Source organism: Spirilliplanes yamanashiensis (assembly GCF_016863475.1).
Taxonomy (GTDB): domain Bacteria; phylum Actinomycetota; class Actinomycetes; order Mycobacteriales; family Micromonosporaceae; genus Spirilliplanes; species Spirilliplanes yamanashiensis.
The window spans coordinates 71,084-88,341 of record NZ_BOOY01000029.1 but is presented as its reverse complement, the minus strand read 5'-3'; the positions used below and the strand labels follow the sequence as shown (position 1 = coordinate 88,341).

At 75.5% G+C, this 17,258-nt stretch carries 17 protein-coding genes; 6 read left to right on the top strand and 11 right to left on the bottom strand.

The window, feature by feature from the left end; genetic code table 11:
• A complete protein-coding gene (locus Sya03_RS20380; protein WP_203939939.1) occupies positions 1–792 on the bottom strand; it encodes an endonuclease/exonuclease/phosphatase family protein in 792 nt (263 codons plus the stop codon).
• Positions 793–931: 139 nt separating this feature from the next.
• Between Sya03_RS20380 and Sya03_RS20375 the strand changes: the two genes are divergently transcribed.
• Positions 932–1,696, top strand: coding sequence for a sulfite exporter TauE/SafE family protein (locus tag Sya03_RS20375; RefSeq protein WP_203939938.1), 765 nt, complete (start codon positions 932–934; stop codon positions 1,694–1,696).
• Between the two features lie 19 nt (positions 1,697–1,715).
• Positions 1,716–2,198 (top strand): heme-degrading domain-containing protein, encoded by a 483-nt coding sequence (locus tag Sya03_RS20370; RefSeq protein ID WP_203939937.1) that lies wholly within the window; start codon positions 1,716–1,718, stop codon positions 2,196–2,198.
• 52 nt (positions 2,199–2,250) lie between these two features.
• Here Sya03_RS20370 and Sya03_RS20365 read toward each other — a convergent pair whose 3' ends face one another.
• The 6 genes from Sya03_RS20365 to Sya03_RS20340 all read right to left on the bottom strand — a co-directional run bounded on the left by Sya03_RS20365 (position 2,251) and on the right by Sya03_RS20340 (position 8,592).
• Positions 2,251–3,129 carry a sigma-70 family RNA polymerase sigma factor gene (locus Sya03_RS20365; protein WP_203939936.1) on the bottom strand — a complete coding sequence of 293 codons (879 nt, stop codon included), beginning with the start codon at positions 3,127–3,129 and terminating at the stop codon, positions 2,251–2,253.
• Between the two features lie 139 nt (positions 3,130–3,268).
• Positions 3,269–4,066 carry an alpha/beta fold hydrolase gene (locus tag Sya03_RS20360; protein ID WP_203939935.1) on the bottom strand — a complete coding sequence of 266 codons (798 nt, stop codon included), beginning with the start codon at positions 4,064–4,066 and terminating at the stop codon, positions 3,269–3,271.
• Positions 4,067–4,068: 2 nt separating this feature from the next.
• Complete coding sequence (locus tag Sya03_RS20355) at positions 4,069–4,815, bottom strand: SRPBCC family protein (RefSeq protein ID WP_203939934.1); 747 nt, start codon at positions 4,813–4,815, stop codon at positions 4,069–4,071.
• Positions 4,816–4,818: 3 nt separating this feature from the next.
• Entirely contained in the window at positions 4,819–5,415 is a 597-nt protein-coding gene (locus tag Sya03_RS31600; protein WP_203939933.1) for an ArsR/SmtB family transcription factor, read from the bottom strand.
• Between the two features lie 31 nt (positions 5,416–5,446).
• Entirely contained in the window at positions 5,447–8,071 is a 2,625-nt protein-coding gene (locus tag Sya03_RS20345; protein WP_203939932.1) for a phage tail protein, read from the bottom strand.
• 80 nt (positions 8,072–8,151) lie between these two features.
• Positions 8,152–8,592 (bottom strand): endonuclease domain-containing protein, encoded by a 441-nt coding sequence (locus Sya03_RS20340; RefSeq protein ID WP_203939931.1) that lies wholly within the window; start codon positions 8,590–8,592, stop codon positions 8,152–8,154.
• Between the two features lie 233 nt (positions 8,593–8,825).
• Here Sya03_RS20340 and Sya03_RS20335 point away from each other — a divergent pair, with 233 nt between their 5' ends.
• Together Sya03_RS20335 and Sya03_RS20330 are read left to right on the top strand one after the other, a co-directional pair.
• Positions 8,826–10,427, top strand: a complete 1,602-nt coding sequence (locus tag Sya03_RS20335) for an SLC13 family permease (RefSeq protein ID WP_203939930.1) — start codon at positions 8,826–8,828, stop codon at positions 10,425–10,427.
• 5 nt (positions 10,428–10,432) lie between these two features.
• Entirely contained in the window at positions 10,433–11,482 is a 1,050-nt protein-coding gene (locus Sya03_RS20330) for a tartrate dehydrogenase (protein ID WP_203940044.1), read from the top strand.
• 14 nt (positions 11,483–11,496) lie between these two features.
• Here the strand turns inward: Sya03_RS20330 and Sya03_RS20325 are convergent, their stop codons facing one another.
• Positions 11,497–11,883, bottom strand: coding sequence for a VOC family protein (locus tag Sya03_RS20325; RefSeq protein WP_203939929.1), 387 nt, complete (start codon positions 11,881–11,883; stop codon positions 11,497–11,499).
• A gap of 66 nt (positions 11,884–11,949) precedes the next feature.
• On the opposite strand from Sya03_RS20325, the gene Sya03_RS20320 reads away from it, so the two are divergent.
• Entirely contained in the window at positions 11,950–13,092 is a 1,143-nt protein-coding gene (locus Sya03_RS20320) for a hypothetical protein (protein WP_203939928.1), read from the top strand.
• Between the two features lie 234 nt (positions 13,093–13,326).
• Entirely contained in the window at positions 13,327–13,665 is a 339-nt protein-coding gene (locus Sya03_RS20315) for an RNA polymerase-binding protein RbpA (protein WP_203939927.1), read from the top strand.
• A 72-nt stretch (positions 13,666–13,737) separates the two neighbouring features.
• Here Sya03_RS20315 and Sya03_RS20310 read toward each other — a convergent pair whose 3' ends face one another.
• From Sya03_RS20310 to lnt, 3 genes are all read right to left on the bottom strand, one after another.
• A complete protein-coding gene (locus Sya03_RS20310) occupies positions 13,738–14,268 on the bottom strand; it encodes an FxsA family protein (protein ID WP_203939926.1) in 531 nt (176 codons plus the stop codon).
• 91 nt (positions 14,269–14,359) lie between these two features.
• Positions 14,360–15,157, bottom strand: coding sequence for a polyprenol monophosphomannose synthase (locus Sya03_RS20305; RefSeq protein ID WP_203939925.1), 798 nt, complete (start codon positions 15,155–15,157; stop codon positions 14,360–14,362).
• Positions 15,154–16,797 (bottom strand): apolipoprotein N-acyltransferase, encoded by a 1,644-nt coding sequence (gene lnt, locus Sya03_RS20300; RefSeq protein WP_239107722.1) that lies wholly within the window; start codon positions 16,795–16,797, stop codon positions 15,154–15,156. Before lnt ends, Sya03_RS20305 begins: the two co-directional genes overlap by 4 nt.
• Between the last annotated feature and the right edge of the window lie 461 nt (positions 16,798–17,258).

Below are 17,258 nucleotides of genomic sequence, written 5' to 3'. Positions count from 1 at the left end.
CTATTGCGGCCGGGGTTCGAGCTGGACGAGCAGGGGCCGGTGGTCGCTGATGGTGCTGGCGGGGGTGTCGACGGCGGTGACGTGGCCGAGCCGGTGGGCGCCGCGGGGGTCGGCGAGGATGTGGTCGAGCTGGGTGCGGGGCTGCACGGCCGGGTAGGTGGGGCGGCGGGCGAGGATGCGCCAGCGGGACACGGCGCGGGCGAGGGCGGCGGGCAGGTTGAGGTCGCCGAGCAGGATGCGCGGGGCGGGCAGCTGGGCGAGGGCGCGCACGGCGGTGCGCAGCTGGCGCACGTTCCAGCCGGGGACGAACGACAGGTGGGTGCAGGCGACGGTCAGGGGCCCGGTGGGGGCGTCGATGACGGCGGCGAGCAGGACGCGGGGTTCGTCGCGCAGCAGGATGAGGCCGCCGCCGGGGCCGGGTGCCCAGATGGGTGAGCGGACGGGTGCGGCGGGCAGTGGGGTGGCCTGCCAGCGCAGGACGGGCCAGCGGCTGACGAGGGCGATGCCGTAGGTGGGGTCGGCGCGGGCTTCGTCGGCGGCGGTCCAGGGCCGCCAGGTCTCGCCGGGGGTGCCGAGGACGGCGGGGGCGAAGCGGTGGCTGTGGGCGCCGAGGGCGTCGGCGGCCAGGGCGGTGAGGTCGAGGTGGCCGGAGCGGGGTTGGCCGTGGTCGACCTCCTGCAGGCCGAGGATGTCGGCGTCGAGGGCGGCGACGGCGGCGGAGACGCGGTCGGCGTCGACGCGGCCGTCGGTGAGGGATCGTCCGTGGAGCAGGTTGAACGTGGCCAGGCGCACCTGTCCGACCCTAGCGGCATAGGGTGCGGGTCATGCTGAAGGCGCTGGTGTGCGTGATGGTGGTGCTGGCGGTGGCCGGTCTGGCCGGGGTGTGGGTGCGCCGGGGCCGCGGCTTGTGATCGGCGACGTCGATCCGGCGGTGCTGGCGGGTTTGCTGGTGGCGGCGGCCGCGGCGGGCTGGGTGGACGCGGTGGTGGGCGGCGGCGGGCTGTTGTTGTTGCCGGCGTTGCTGATCGCGGCGCCGTCGCTGGGGGTGCCGGTGGCGACGATGCTGGGCACGAACAAGGCGGCGGCGATCGCGGGGACGTCGACGGCGGCGCTGACGTATGCGCGGCGCACGTCGGTGGACTGGCGGGTGGCGGGTCCGGCGGCGGGGTGCGCGGTGCTGGCGTCGGGGGTGGGTGCGGCGTGGGCGGGTGCGGTGCCGCAGGACGCGTACCGGCCGGTGGTGCTGGGTGTGCTGGTGGCGGTGGCGGTGTTCGTGACGTTGCGCCCGGCGCTGGGAGCGGCGCCGGATCCGCGGCGGCGGACCCGGGCGCGGGTCGTGGCGGCGGTGGCGGTGGCGGGCGGGGTGATCGCCTGTTACGACGGCCTGGTGGGGCCGGGCACGGGCACGTTTTTGGTGCTGACGTTCACGACGCTGGTGGGCGCGGACTTCGTGCACGGTTCGGCGATGGCGAAGCTGGTGAACGCGGGCACGAACCTGGGTGCGCTGGCGGTGTTCGCGTCCGGTGGGCATGTGCTGTGGTGGCTGGGCGGGCTGTGCGCGGTGTGCAACGTGGCGGGTGCGGTGCTGGGGGCGCGCACGGCGTTGCGGCGGGGGTCGGGTTTCGTGCGGGTGGTGTTGCTGGTGGTGGTGCTGGCGTTGATCGGGAAGCTGGGTTACGACCAGTGGGCCGGGTGAGGCTTGCGAGGATGGTGCGATGACGGACAGCGAGCTGAACGATCTGATCGGCCGGGTGGAGCAGCAGGAGCGGCGGCTGGTGTTCGCCCGGTTCGACAACGCGGACGCGTGGCGGCTGGGGTGCCTGCTGGTGGAGCTGGCGACGCAGCGGGACCTGCCGATCGCGGTGGACATCCGGCGCGGGGCGCAGCAGTTGTTCCATGCGGCGCTGCCGGGCTCGTCGGCGGACAACGACGCGTGGATCGCCCGGAAGGTGCGGGTGGTGGAGCGGTTCGGGGCGTCGTCGTACCTGGTGGGGCGGCGGCTGGCGGCGAAGGGGCAGGCGCTGGACGCCGGCATGGGGGTGGATCCGGCGTTGTTCGCGGCGCACGGCGGGGCGTTCCCGGTGCGGGTGCGCGACGTGGGTGTGGTGGGGGCGGTGACGGTGTCGGGGTTGCCGCAGGCCGAGGACCATGCCCTGGTGGTGGAGGCGATCGAGGCGCACCTGGCGGAGGACAGCTGAAGGGCCCGGCCGCAGGGGTGCGGCCGGGCCCGTGTCAGCAGTGCGGGGTGGGTCAGGCGGCGGCGGCCACCTTGACGCCGTGGATGTTGGTGACGGCGAGCCGGGTGTGCAGGGAGCCGCGGGCGGCGACCTGGGCGGCGTAGGCGGCGCGGCGGCGGGCGACGCAGCCGTCGGTGCGGTCGGCGACGAGCTCCGGGTTGAGGTGGGTGTTCATGCCCTCGCGGAGCAGGCCGAGGGCCTCGGTGCGCAGCTGGGAGACGCGGGACTCGCTGACGCCGAGCTCGTCGGCGACCTCGGACAGGGGCCGCTCCTCCAGGAAGGTGGCGGTGACGACCCGGTTGAGGCGCTCCGGCAGGGCCTGGATGGCGTCGTGCAGGTAGCCGATGCGCTCGCGGAACAGCAGCATCTCCTCGGGGCCGGCGGAGGTCTCGGTGACCATGTCGTCGGCGGCGGCGAAGCCCTGCAGGGACAGCACGGCGGCGCGCTGCACGTCGTCGTCGACGGTGTTGAGGTCGGCGACGCCGACGCCGAGCAGGGCGGCCAGCTCCTCCTGGGTGGGGGTGCGGCCGAGGGTGCGGGTGAGTTCCTCGCGGGCGGCGTCGGCCTTGCGGGCGCGGGACCGGACGGTGCGCGACGCCCAGTCGAGCTGGCGCAGCTCGTCGAGGAGGGCGCCGCGGACGCGGACGGCGGCGAACCGGCCGAACGGGATGCCGCGCTCGGGGTCGAAGGCGCGGGCGGCGGTGACCAGGGCGGCCAGGCCGGCGGAGGTGAGGTCGTCGCGGTGCACGTGGCCGGGCACCCGGGACAGCATGTCGCGCACGATGTGACCGACGAGCGGCATGTGCGCCCGGATCATGTCCTCCTGCTCGCGGGCCGAGATCGCGGTGGTGGTCGCGGTGGTGGTGGCCGGTGCGGTGGCGGTGATGGTCATTTCGGTTCCCCCCTGTCGTCCTGCTGACTGGGGGAACTTTTGTCACCGGCGGGTGCAGGAAGGGGTCACGCTCGGTTGCCGACCGGTTGCACTGCGAAAAAGCCTCAAGTGGGGGCGGGAGCCCCGCTCACCGGTCCGCTCATCGCTCGGCGAGGAACTCGGTGAGCTGGGCCTTGACCTGGCGGGCCTTGAGCATGTGGGTGGCGCCGGGCACCTCGGCGTACCGGGCGCCGGGGACCCGGTCGGCGATCTGCCGGTTGGCGGTGCGCATGGTGACGGGGCTCTTGGCGCCGGCCAGCACCAGGGTGGGGACGGTGACGGCGGCGTACGCGTCGAGCGGCAGGGGGCGGCCGGAGCCGGCGTCGCCGAGCACGGTGAAGTCGTACGGCAGGGTGGGTGCGGCGGCGGTGAGTTTGCGCCACACCGGCGTCAGCCGCATCAGGGCGAGGGCGACGCGGGGCACGCCGACGAGGCGCATGAACGTGGCGACGGCGTCGCCCGGGCGGCCGGCGTCGACGGCGGCGCGCAGCCGGGCGGCGATGTCGGCGGGGTACGGGTCGCGGCTGTCGTCGACGACGAACGGGGCCTCGAAGGTGACCAGCCGGCGCATCGGCACCCCGGCGTGGGCGGCGGCCAGGGCGAGGGCGGCGCCGGACGACTGGGCGAACACGTACGCGGAGCCGCCGGCGGCCTCGATGACGGCGCGCAGGTCGTCGATCTCGCGGTCGACGGCGTAGGGGGCGGTGTCGCCGGATTCCCCGCGGCCGCGCCGGTCGTAGCTGTGCACGGTGAACGTGTCGGCGAGCTGGGCGGTGAAGTCGGCGGCGGGTCCCATGGCGCGGCTGCACAGGGCGCCGTCGACGAGCACGAGGGCGGGCCCGGTGCCGGTGGCGGAGTAGCCGATGGTGGTGCCGTCCTTGCTGGTGACGGTGGGCATTGTCAGCTCCTGGTCGCGGTGAGCCACGCCTGCCAGGCGGCGGCGTCGGCGGTGGTGTCGGCGTGGTCGGTGGGGTCGAAGAGGTGGTGGGCGGCGACGAGCCGGCCGTCGGCGCCGCGCAGGAACCGCAGCAGGGCGCCGGCGGTGCGCAGGCCGAGGGTGTGCGGGTCGGCGTGGTAGACGACCGCGTCGGTGCTCGCGCCGCCGGGGCCGGTGAGGTGGGCGCGGTCGCCGGCGGCGACGGGGGCGGTCAGGCCGAGCCGGTCGTGCAGGGCGGCCCAGGTGGCGGGCCAGTCGGTGACGGCGGGCCCGAACGCGGTGACGGGGCGGGCGGCGCGGCCGGTGAAGTGGGTCAGGTACGCCACCAGGGTGTCGAAGAACAGCGCCAGGCCGTACCCCATGGCCTCGTACTCGTCGGCCCAGTCGTCGCCGGGCAGGAACCCGGAGGTGACGGTGCGCAGCACGGCGCCGCCGCCGGAGCGCCCGGCGATGAGGAACTCGTACGCCACGAACCGCCCGGACGCCGGGTCGCGGTCCTCGTAGGCGAGCCGCTCCCCCGGCTCCCACGCCAGCACGGGGTGGGCGGCGCGGTAGCCGCCGAACGCGGTGGTGATCGTGCGTTCGGCGTCGACGCGGGTGTTGCCCATGAACCAGCTGTCGATGCCGGCGCCGGTGGCGATGGCGTCCCACACCTGCTCGGGGGTGGCGTCGACGGCGGCCTCGCGGGCGACCTGGAAGTCCTTGCCCACGGCTCAGCCCTCCCGCGTGGGGGCGGGCACGGCGGGGTGGACCGCGACGACGACCCGGTGGGCGCGGCCGCCCTCGGCGGTGTCGTCGTGGTACTTGCCGACCAGCGTCGCGACCGCGGTGGCGAGTTCCTCGGCGAACGCGGCCCGGTCGGCGGCGGTGGCGAACCGCACCTCGGCGTCGGCGGCGAAGGTGGCGACCCGCTTGCCGGCCTGGGTGGCGCCGGTGAGCAGGGCGCCGACGTCGCGGACCAGCCGGGCGGCGACGGCGAGCAGCCAGCGCGCCGACAGCCGGTCCGGGGCGCGCGCCGGGTCGGGGGCGACCGCGGCCAGGGCGGCCGGGGAGATCACGTACGAGGCGGCGGTGGCGCGCAGCAGCCGCTCGGTCATGTTGCCCTTGCGGCGCTCCTCGACCAGCTCGACGAGGCCGTGCTGCTCGAGCGTCTTCAGGTGGTAGTTGACCTTCTGGCGGGCCAGGCCGACGCGGGCGGCCAGCATGGTGGCGGAGCCCGGTTCGGCCAGCTCGGCGAGCAGCCGGGCCCGGACGGGGTCCAGGGACACCTCGGCGGCGGCCGGGTCCTCGATCACGGCGACGTCCTGCATACCGGCAGCGTCTCACCGACAAGACAATTCGTCAAGACAAGAAAGTTCGTCGGTGTGCCGCTCCCCCGGACGCCCGGCGGCGGCGCACGACCAGCAGGGCCGCTGCGGCCGCGGCGACGAGCAGGCCCGCACCGAGGAGCCAGGCCGCGTGCCGCCCGGTCCCGCCCGGCGGGCCGGCCGCCGCACGCGCCGGCGGGGACGGCGACGACGACGACGGTGACCGTCCCGGTACGGAGGCGGCGGCCGTCGCGGACTCGACCGCCGGTGCGGCGGCGCCGGCACGGGCCGGAGACGACGCGGGCCCGGTAGCCGACGCGGACGGCACGGAGGACGGCACGGAGCGCGGCACGGAGCGCGGCACCGTGCTCGGCGCCGTGCTCGGCGCGACCGGCGGCGCAACCGGCGGCGCCACCGGCGGCACCGCGGGGGCCGGCGCAGGGCCGCCACCGGTGGGGCGGTCGTGGTCGTCGAACCAGCCGTCGCGGTGCCACAGCAGGCCGGCGTTCTGGGTCAGCAGGGCGGCCCAGGCGGTGCCACCGACCGCCGGCCAGACGTTGAACTCGTACGGCAGCGCCGGGGTCGGCGTGGTCACCTGGACGAACCCGCCCTGCGGGTCGGCGTCCTGCAGCCGCTGCATGCTCTGCAGGTCGGCGGTGACGTCCTGACCCAGCCGTATCTTGAGCAGGATGACGCCGAGGGTGCCCTCCGCCCACACCAGGTCCGGCGGGTTGGGGTAGCCCCGGTCGTAGGGCTTGTAGCCGTCGATCGGGCCCGGGTGGGCGTAGGCGCGGGTGGACCCGCCGGCATCGGCCGGGCCCGCCACCGTGGTCGCGTCGACCCGGAACCGCTCGACGTACTGCGCCGACTGTTGCGCCTTGGCGCGTTCCCCGATCGCCAGCAGGAACAGCCCGCCCCAGGATCCGACGTCCAGGGCGTCCGAGTCGTCCGGCCCCGACTCGGCGACGCCCTGGCCGAACCGGCCCTCGGCGCTGTTCCAGTGGTTCGTCAGCAGGCTCTGCTTGATCAGCGACGACGCCGCGGTGTACCGGTCGTCGCCGGTGAAGTGCCCCAGGTCGCGCAGGAAGAAGTACGCGTCGACGTTGTGCTCCGTGCTGGCCCACCGCATCTGCCCGGGCACGAAGTCGTAGTTGCCGTCGTAGCTGCCGATGCCGCCGAGCACGCTGCCGTACCGGCGGTCCCCGGGGGTGTGACCGTTGGCGGTGCTCACCTGCTGGGTGAGCAGGAAGTCGCCGAGCCCGGCGGCGAACGCCCGGAACCGGGCGTCGCCGGTCACCTCCTCGTACGCCAGGGCGGCCGTGCCCACCCAGGCGAGCGCCCCGGACCGGACGTAGCGGTCGAACAGCTGCCCCCGGTAGACGTCGTAGGAGAAGGCGAGGGTGCCGTCCGGCTCCTGCAGCGCGGCGAGCTGCGCCAGGATCTGCCGGGCCCGGTCGGTCTGCCCGGCGGCGGTGAAGGCGAGCACCGCCAGGGCGTCGTCGTAGATCCAGGACCGCTGCTCCAGGCGGTACCCGGTGCGGCGTTCGGCGCCGCCCTCGTAGCCGTACGCCGGGTCGTCGAACGGGATGCCGAAGGACCGGACGAGCCCGTGGAAGCTCGGCACGTCCGCCCACTCCGTCGAGTTCAGCACCCGGTCCGTGGCGGTGTTCACCAGGCGGGCGATCAGGGTGCCGGTGGCGGCGCTGACGCCGTCCACGGCGAACGTGCCGTCCGCGGCGAGCGGCGCCGTCGCCAGCAGGTAGTCCACGTCGGCCCGGGTGTAGATCTCGACGCTGACGCCGGCGACGACGTCGGCCGGCCCGCCCGAGCGCGCGACCCGTTCGCCGTCGGAGACCCGCACGAGGTACGCCGACTTGACGCCGGCGCTGACGCTGTCCGGCCCGCTGGTCCAGGTGCCGTCGGGGCGCAGCGGGTAGGAGCCCTGCAGGTAGTCGGTGTCGGTCCGGGCGTAGACGTCGACCCGGTAGTCCCCCGCCGGCGCCACGCCCGCCCAGGTGCCGTCGACCGGGCCGGTGTGGCCGGCCGGGTACGCCTGGCCGAACGCCACGACGGGGACGCCGACCGCGGCGGGCAGCTCGTCCACGTCCGCGACGCGGCCCTGCACCCGCCCCGAGAACGGCGTCGGGTACTGCTGGTCGAACGTGGTGCGGAAGCCCTGCGCGGCCTCCTGCTGGCGGACCAGCCAGGCCAGCGCGTCGGCCCGGCTGGCGGCGGCGTCATCGGTGGTCGTGACCCCGACGGCCGGCGACGCGGCGCCGACGCCGCCGTCGGCACCCACGGCCCGGACCCGGTAGTACAGCGTCCGGCCCGGGGTCTGCCAGTCGTCGACGAGCGTGGCAGCCGGCGCCGACGCCAGGTAGGTCGCCGCGTCGGCGCGCATCGCCGGGCTCGCCGCGCGGTACACCCGGTAGCCCGCCGCCCCCGCGACCGGGTGCCAGGTCAGCGTGACCGCCAGGCCCTGCGACTGCGACAGCGCGGCCACCCCGGTGACCGCCGGCACGGCCACGGCGGCGGCGGCCCGGTCGGCGACGCCGGTCGGCAGCACCGCCACGAGGCACGCCAGCAGGCACGCCAGCAGGCACAGGAACGCCCGGCAGGGGCGGCCTCCGCGCCGAGGCGGCCGAACACACGTACGCACGGATGGTCCTGTCGGCCGCCGCGGCGGTCACCTCAGGGAGTGTGGTTGCGATAACAACTATACGAGCGGCCGGGGTCCGGTCAGCGCAGCCCGTGCCCGCGCAGGTAGTCGCGCACCCGGTCGAGCAGCGCCGGGTGTTCCGCGACGGCCCCGGTGATCAGGTTGCAGCGGTGGCACAGCAACTGCCGGACCGCGCCGGTCCGGCGGTCGTGGTCGACCGCCAGGCGGCGCGGCCGGCCGCCGCGGCCCCGGGCGGTCTCCGGCTCGCCGCAGATCGCGCAGCGGCCGTCCTGGGAGACGAGCATCGCGTCGTACTCGGCGGTGGTCAGCCGGTACTTCTCGCGCAGCACCTGGGCGTGGGAGACGCGGTCGCCGTCGGCGGTGGCGTAGCGGGTGCGCTTGTCCGCCAGGATGCACGCCTTGCACGGCCGCCGCGGCGCCGTGGTGTGGCGCAGGTCGTAGAACGCGCTGCGCGGTTTCGTCTCGTCGCATCGGTGGCAGTGCACCAGCTCTTCCGGCATGGTTGCACCATACTAGTTGTGTGTTGTCACCACATAACTGTCATTATGGTGTGCCGTTTTCGCGCCTCGTCCCGGACACCTCCGAGCCCTTTATCGGATTACCGTTAATGGCAATCCAGTAATTGCCGAGCGCGGAACGACCGCGTGGAGACCGGTGGTTCCGGGTAGGCCGCCGGCGCCCGATCGGCCCTATCATCAAGTGACGCACGTCACTCGATGAGGGATGGTGGGCCGTGACAGAAGCACCTTCGAGCCGGGTGGACGTCGACCAGGCACTGCTCGGCGGCGGCACCTACCGCAGCCTCGGCGAGCAACGGCTGTCCGACACCGAGGAACGCTTCGAACGCGGCCGGCGCACCACCGGCCTGTTCCTCGCCCCGATCGTCACGCTGATCTTCCTGGCCCTGCCGCTGGACCTGCCGCCCAGCCAGCAGACCCTCGGCGGGCTGCTGCTCGGCGTCATCGTCCTGTGGGTGACCGAGCCGGTGCCCATCCCCATCGGCGGGCTGATCGGGGTCAGCCTCATCGTCATCATGGGCGTGGCGCCCGCCGCCGACGTGCTCGCCCCGTTCGGCTCCTCGACGGTGTTCACCTTCATCGGGGCGTTCATCCTGGCCCAGGCCATGCTGCGGCACGGGCTGGCCCGCCGGTTCGCGTTCCGGGTGCTGTCGCTGCCCGGGGTGGGCCGCACCACCGCCCGGGTCATCGTCGCGTTCGGCGTCATCACCTGCCTGCTGTCGGCGTTCGTGTCGAACACCGCCACCGTCGCGATGCTGCTGCCCACCGCGCTCGGCATCCTCGCCGTCATCGCCAAGCTCATGCAGGACCGCGGCCTGGCCGGCGAGGGCTTCGACCCGACCCGGCTGCGGGTGGGCGCCGCGCTGATGCTGATGCTCGCCTACGGCGCCAGCGTCGGCGGCCTGCTCACCCCGGTGGGCAGCCCGCCCAACCTGATCGGCCGCGGCCTGATCGAGGAGGCCACCGGCACCCGCATCTCGTTCGCCCAGTGGATGGCCGTGGCCGCGCCCATCTGCCTCGGCATGTTCGTCATCCTGGCGCTGGTGCTGCTGCTGCTCAACAAGCCGGAGATCCGGCGCATCGAGGGCGTCGAGGAGTACGTGGCGGCGGAACGGGCCCGGCTGGGCAAGCTGTCGCGGGCTGAGCGCAACACCCTGGTGGCGTTCGCCGTCACCGTCACCCTGTGGATCGTGCCGGGCATCGTGGCGCTGGTCGCCGGCAACGACTCCGCCGTCTACGAGACGGTCAGCGGCCGGCTCAACGAGGGCGTGGTCGCGGTGTTCGGCGCGTCGCTGCTGTTCCTGCTGCCCACCGACTGGGGGCGGCGCGAGTTCACCCTGAACTGGAGCGACGCCGCCCGCATCGACTGGGGCACCATCGTGCTGTTCGGCACCGGCATCATCTTCGGCTCCCTGCTCGACGACACCGGGCTGGCCGAGACGATCGGCACCTCCAGCGCCGGCGCGCTGGGCCTGGCCGGCACGTTCGCCATCACCGCGTTCGCGGTGGTGCTGGCCATCGTCATCTCGGAGACCACCAGCAACACCGCCTCCGCCGCCGTGGTGGTGCCGATCATCATCCCGATCGCGGTGGCGGCCGGCATCGACCCGCTGGTGCCGGCCCTGGCGGCCACGTTCGCCGCGTCGTTCGGGTTCATGCTGCCGGTGTCCACCCCGCAGAACGCCGTCGTGTACGGCTCCGGCGTCGTGCCGATCACCACCATGATCCGGTCCGGGGTGTCGTTCGACGTGCTCGGCGCCATCCTGATCCTGCTGCTGCTGCCGCTGATGATCGCCCTCGTCGGGATCGGGGGGTGAGCGCCGTGCAGCGCATCGCGGTCATCCCGGGCGACGGCATCGGCCGGGAGGTCACCGCCGCGGCGCACACCGTGCTCGACGCCGTCGCCGCCCGGCACCGCCTCGACCTGGCCTACGACGAGTTCGACTGGTCGTGCGAGCGGTACACCACCGAGGGGGCGATGATGCCGCCGGACGGCGTCGACCGGCTGCGCCCGTACGACGCGATCCTGCTCGGCGCCGTCGGCTGGCCCGGCGTGCCCGACCACGTGTCGCTGTGGGGGCTGCTGATCCCGATCCGGCGGGCGTTCCGCCAGTACGTCAACCTGCGGCCGATCCGCACCTTCGCCGGCGTCGCCAGCCCGCTGCGCGACGCCGCGTCCGTCGACTTCGTGGTGGTGCGGGAGAACGTGGAGGGCGAGTACAGCGAGATCGGCGGGCGGCTCAACCGCGGCTTCCCGGACGAGTTCGCCGTGCAGGAGTCGGTGTTCACCCGCACCGGCGTGACCCGGATCGTGGACTACGCGCTGGAGCTGGCCCGCGCCCGCCGCGGCTACCTGACCTCGGCGACCAAGTCCAACGGCATCGTGCACACGCTGGTGTTCTGGGACGAGGTGGTGGCCGAGCGCGCCGCCCAGACCCCGGACGTGCGCTGGGACGCCGAGCACATCGACGCGCTGGCCGCCAAGCTGGTGCTGCAGCCGCAGCGCTTCGACGTCATAGTCGCGTCGAACCTGTTCGGCGACATCCTCAGCGACCTGGCCGCCGCGGTCGCCGGCAGCATCGGCATCGCCCCGTCGGCCAACCTGGACCCGACCCGCACCCACCCGTCGATGTTCGAACCGGTGCACGGCTCCGCCCCGGACATCGCCGGCCAGGGCGTCGCCAACCCGGTCGGCGCGGTGTGGTCGGCGGCAATGATGCTCGACCACCTGGGCCACCCGGCGGCGGCCGCCGACGTGCAGGCGGCCATCGAGGCGTGCCTGGCCGACCCGGGCACCCGCACCCGCGACCTGGGCGGCACCGCCGACACCGCCGGGGTGGTGCGGGCCCTGGTGGCGCACCTCGGCGGCTGAGACAGCGGAGGAGGTCAGCGGCCGCGTTCGGCGTCGGAGCGTTCCACGCAGAACTCGTTGCCCTCCGGGTCGGCCAGCACCACCCAGCCGGTGCCGTCGCCGCGGCGCCGGTCGTCGACCTCGGTGGCGCCCAGACCGAGCAGCCAGGCGACCTCCTCGTCGCGGGTGCGCCCGGTCGGCACCACGTCCAGGTGCACCCGGTTGCGGGCGGTCTTGGCGTCCGGCACCCGCACGAACAGCAGCGCCGGCGCGCCGGGCGGCCCCGCCAGGTACGCCTCGTCCTCGCCGGGCTCGTTGGGCCCGTCCGGGTGCGGGCCGTACCCGGTCATCTGCTGCCAGAACTGCGCCAGCCGGTACGGGTCCCGCGCGTTGATCGTGATGTGGCCCAGGCGAACGGTCATGCCGGGCATCCTGCCCGCGGCGCGGCGGCCCGGCCACCGGTTTCGCCGCCCCTACAATCCGCGACGATGACCGAGGCGATCACCGAACCGACGCTGGAATCGCGGCCCTGCGCCCACTGCGGCCGGCCGGTGCCGCAGCGCGCCTCGGCGGGCCGGCCGTTCCGGTACTGCCGCGACAACGACGGCGAGTGCCAGCGCGCCTCGCGCAACACCCGCATGCGCCACCGCGCCGCCCCCGGCCTGGCCGGGCAGGTGGCCCGCACCTGGGAGGTCGTCGACCGGCTCGACCAGCTGGTGCAGACGCTGACCGAGTCGCTGCACGACGAGCTGTCCCCGGCCGGGGTGGAACGCCAGCTCGCCGAGATCCGCGCCGAGGCCGCGCAGCAGGCCGCCGCCGCACACGCCGAACGCGACGAGGCCCGCCGCGACGCCGACACCGCCCGCCTCGCCGCCGCCGAGGCCCGCGAGGCCGCCGCCGCGGCCGACGCGCAGGCCGCGCAGGCCCGCGCGAGCGCCGACGCCGCCCAGGCCGCCGCCCGCCGCGACGCCGACGCCCGGGCCCGCGCCGACGCCGAACGCGACGCCGCCCAGCAGGCCGCCACCGCCGCGCAGGCGCTGCGCGAGCAGGCCGACGCCGACCGCGACGCCGCCCGCCGCGACGCCGCCGGGCTGCGCCGGGAACGCGACGACGCGCTGCGCCAGCTCGCCGACGCCACCGCCGCCGCGGCCGCCGCCCGCGCCGACGCCGAACGGGCCACCCGGTCCGCGGCCGACGCCATCGCCCAGGCCGACCGGTTCCGCGGCGAGGCCGGCCAGGCCCGCGCCGCCCAGCAGCACGCCGAGCAGCAGGCCGCCGCCCGCGCCGCCGAGACCGCCGACGCCCGCGAGCGGCTGGCCGCCGCGCACACCGCCCGGGAGGCCGCCGAGGCGGCCGCGGCCGCCGCCGCCCAGGACGCCCGCCGGGACGCGGCCGCCGCCGACCGGGCCCGCCGCGACGCCGACGCCGCGGCCGCCCGCGCCGGCGACCTGCAGGCCCGGCTGGACGCCGCCCGCGCCGACGCCGCCCACGCCGCCGACCGGGTGGCGCAGCTGTCGGCGCAGGTGAGTGACCTGGCCGGCGCCCTGGCTAGGCTCGCCCCACCGGCCCCAGCACCGGCGGCGGCACCGGCGGCGCCGGCCGCCCGCGGTGAGGCCGTCACCGCCCCGTAACGCACGATCGGTCCCGGGGTGACCGATCTCGCACCCACGGCCGCGAGAAAATTCGCGCACAAATAGGATCATCGGGCGTTGCGGGGACGCCGGGACCGGCCGGTTGCGTCGCGGGCCAGCTACGCTCGAAGACGGTTAACACCGCCGACACACGGACGACGGCAGGGAATCACCTGGCGGGCCCTGTCGTTACACCGTTTTGAGACTGCACCACGACCGAGGGGAAAGCCGATCATGGGCGAGCGCATGCTGCGCGGCAGCCGACTGGGCGCCGTCAGCTACGAGTCCGACCGCAACACCGAGCTGGCTCCCCGGCAGACCCGCGAGTACCTGTGCGTGAAGGGCCACCAGTTCGAGGTGCCGTTCGCCGTCGACGCCGAGGTCCCGATGACCTGGGAGTGCAAGTTCGACGGCAGCGTCGCCCGGCTGGTCGACGGCAACGAGCCGGAGCAGAAGAAGGCCAAGCCGCCGCGCACCCACTGGGACATGCTGCTCGAGCGCCGCTCCATCTCGGAGCTGGAGGACATCCTCAACGAGCGCCTGCAGGAGGTCCGCACCCGCCGGGGTCGCTGACCTGCCGAAAGCCCGTCACCGGCGCCCCGTCCCGCACACCGCGGCCGGGGCGTCGCCGCGTTCACCGCCCGGTCAGGGGCGCGGGCCGGTGTCGACGATCTCGCCCTCGATGGCCGCTCCCGGCGCCGCCGGGGGCCCGCTCGGGGGCGGGGTGGGGGCCGGGTCGTCGACGGGGTCGCCGCGGCGCACCCGCACCTTGCGCGGGCCGAACACGGTGCCGGCGGCGACGGTGGTCATGCGGCGCTCGGCGAGGGCCTGCACCCGGTGCCGGGCCAGGGCCCGCAGCGGCGGCAGGAGCAGCAGCAGCCCGGCCAGGGCGGTGACGAACCCGGGTACCGCGAGCAGCAGGGCGCCGCCGAGGCCGATCACCCCGTCGGACACCTGCGCGCCGGGCGGGCGGCCACTGTCGGCGGCGGCCCGGAACCGCCGCCACGCGCGCATGCCCTCGCGGCGCAGCAGCACCACACCGAGCAGGCTGAGCACGGCGCCGGCCAGGACCGCCCAGCCGGCCCCGACGGCCTGCGCGACGGCGATGAACGCGGCGACCTCGGCGACGGCGGTGAGCAGCAGGGCCGGCGGCAGCCAGGCGAGACGGGAACGCATACCTCCAGGATGGCACGCCGTGTCAGGGCCGCCATCGGGGCGAACCCCGAACCGGCCGGCGGTTCTCGCCGCGCCACCGGGGCAAGGCCGGTCAGGGCCAGGTCTGGCCGGGCTGGGGGCGGCGGCCCAGCTTCGCGGCGATCGCGTCGCGGCGGGCCCGCAGGCCCCACACGCCGACGCGCAGGAACGCCTCCCGCACGATGTTCGAGCTCATCTTGCTGGCCCCGTGCTCGCGTTCGGCGAACGTCACCGGCACCTCGGTGACCCGGAACCCGTGCTTGATGGACCGCCACCCGAGGTCGATCTGGAAGCAGTAGCCCTGCGACTCGACGGACTGCACGTCGATCTTGTCGAGGACGTTCATCCGGTACACGCGGTAGCCGGCGGTGGCGTCGCGCAGGTCCACGCCGAGCGCCAGCCGGGTGTACAGCGACCCGCCCTTGGACAGGATCTCGCGGTGCAGCGGCCAGTTGACGACCTTGCCGCCGGGCACCCAGCGTGAGCCGATGACGACGTCGGCGTCGCGGGCGGCGTCGAGCAGCCGGTGCAGTTCCTCGGGGGCGTGCGAGCCGTCGGCGTCCATCTCCACCACGGCGTCGTAGTCGTGCTCCTTGGCCCACCGGAACCCGTGCAGGTAGGCGGCGCCGAGGCCCTGCTTGCCGGGGCGGTGCAGCACGTGGATCCGCGGGTCGGCGGCGGCGAGCTCGTCGGCGATGGCGCCGGTGCCGTCCGGGGAGTTGTCGTCGGCGATCAGCACGTCCACGGCGGGCACGGCGGCGCGCAGCCGGCCGGTGATGAGCCGGATGTTGTCCGCCTCGTTGTATGTGGGGATGATGACGACGACGCGGCCGACGCCAGGGTAGCCGTCCGACGGGTTGACGTCGTTCACCGTGCCTCCGGGTGCTCCGATGTGGGGGGTGCGGCTGCCGTGCCCGCGCGGCGGCCGGCGCGGCGGCGCGCACCCGCCCAGGCCAGGGCGGCCAGCGCCAGGACGGCGAGCACGACTTCCGGCCACGGGCCGACGCGCGTGGCTAGCGTAGTCGGTCCGCCGAGGGTCATGTCACGCAGCTCCACGGCCGCGGTGTTGAACGTGGTGGCCTGGTGGACGGCGCCGTTCGCATCGACGAACGCGGACACCCCGACGGTGGACGCCATCAGCGCCTGCCGGCCGTGTTCGACGGCGCGCAGCCGCACCATGGCCAGCTGCTGGCGGGCCTCGGCGTCGTTGAAGGTGGCGTTGTTGGTCTGCACGGCGAGCAGCTGGGCGCCGCCGGTGACGGTGTCGCGGACCACCTCGTCGTAGGCGACCTCGAAGCAGATGACGTCGCCGACGACCGGCCCGCCGGTGCGCACGATGCCGGGGGCGTCGCCGGCGACGAAGTCGGCGGTGACCCGGTCGACCTGGGTGGACACCATGCGGGCGATGCGGCGCATCGGCACGTACTCGGCGAACGGGACGGGGTGGCGTTTGATGTAGGTCTGGGTGAGGTCGGCGCCGGTGCCGGGCAGCCACAGCAGGCCGGCGTTGCGGACCTGGCCGGGGCCGGGGCCGCGCAGCACGGCGCCGAGCAGCACGGGCGCGCCGATGGCGTCGGTGGCCTGGCTGATGCGGGCGGCGGCGTCGGCGTTGCGCAGCGGGTCGATGTCGGAGGCGTTCTCCGGCCACACCACCAGGTCGGGCTGGGTGGCGCGGCCGGCGGCGACGTCGGCGGCGAGCCGTTCGGTGGCGGTGGCGTGGTTGTCCAGCACCCGGCGGCGCTGGTCGTTGAACTCCAGCCCGAGGCGGGGCACGTTGCCCTGCACGATGGCGACGGTGGCGGTGGGCCGGCCGGCGGTGTCCGGGGCGGGGATCAGGGCGGGCCCGGCGATCGCGGCGGCCGCGGCGGCGGCGTACAGCGCGGCCGGGCGCAGCCCCGGGCGCGGCGCCGCCCGCGGGGTGAACCGGCGCCAGGCCAGGGCGACCAGGGCGCCGCCGGCGACGGCGACGGCGAACGTGACCAGCGGGGCGCCGCCGAGCGAGGCCAGCCGCAGGGCGGGCGCGTCGCCCTGGGCGAACGCGAGTCGCCCCCACGGGAACCCGCCGAACGGAGCCCGGTCGCGCAGCGCCTCCTGCGCCACCCACAGCACCCCGGTCAGCGCCGGCCACAGCGGCCGCCACCGGTCTACCAGGGGCGACACCCACGCCGACGCGGCGCCCAGCAGCCCGACGATCGCGGCCTCAGCCAACGACAGCAGCACCCACGGCAGCCAGCCGGTGTGCAGGTTCGTCCAGGACAGCAGCGGCAAAAACAGCACCGCCCCGGCGACGAACCCGAGGCCGAACCCGGCCCGCAGCCGGCGCCGGTGCACGGCGGCGGCCAGCGCGGCCACCGCCACCGGCGCGAGGAACCACAGGTCGTACGGGGGGAACGCGACCAGCTGGGCGAGCCCGGCGGCGACGGCCAGGGCGAACGCGACGGGCAGTCGCAGGGGGCGCGGCGCGGCGGCCGGGGCCGGCTGCGCGTCGGGGCCGGCCGGGGCGCTGGTCACTGTCACCACCCGCGGAAGGCTACCCCGGGCCGGTCACGCCGCGGCAACAGCGCGCGAGCACCCGTACCTGGGCTGGGATCGGGGTGCGGCTGCGGGCCGCACCCCGGTGTTCCCAGGTCCTTCCCGGCCGGGCGGCGGGCGATCCCCCCGGTGACCTTCGGACCGGCGCGGCGCGGGCCGGCTGCCGCGCGTCCTCGCCGTTGTCTACTGGCCCCCGTCAACCTCTCGCCGTGGACCGTCGCGGTCGTCCCGCAGCGCCCCGCCGACCCCCACCCGATGGACCTGGTCGACACGGGCGCTCCCCGGCAGGAGAGCCCGTGGGCGGCCGCCCCCGTGGTGGGGCCGGCGCGCGGCCAGCGGGCGGAGGGACGTTGTGGTGCGGCCGCTTCCGGTGGTCGGACCCTCCGACCGTACGGCGCACCCCCCGGCGTGTGTCAACAGCCGCCCGGGCGGCACCGGCG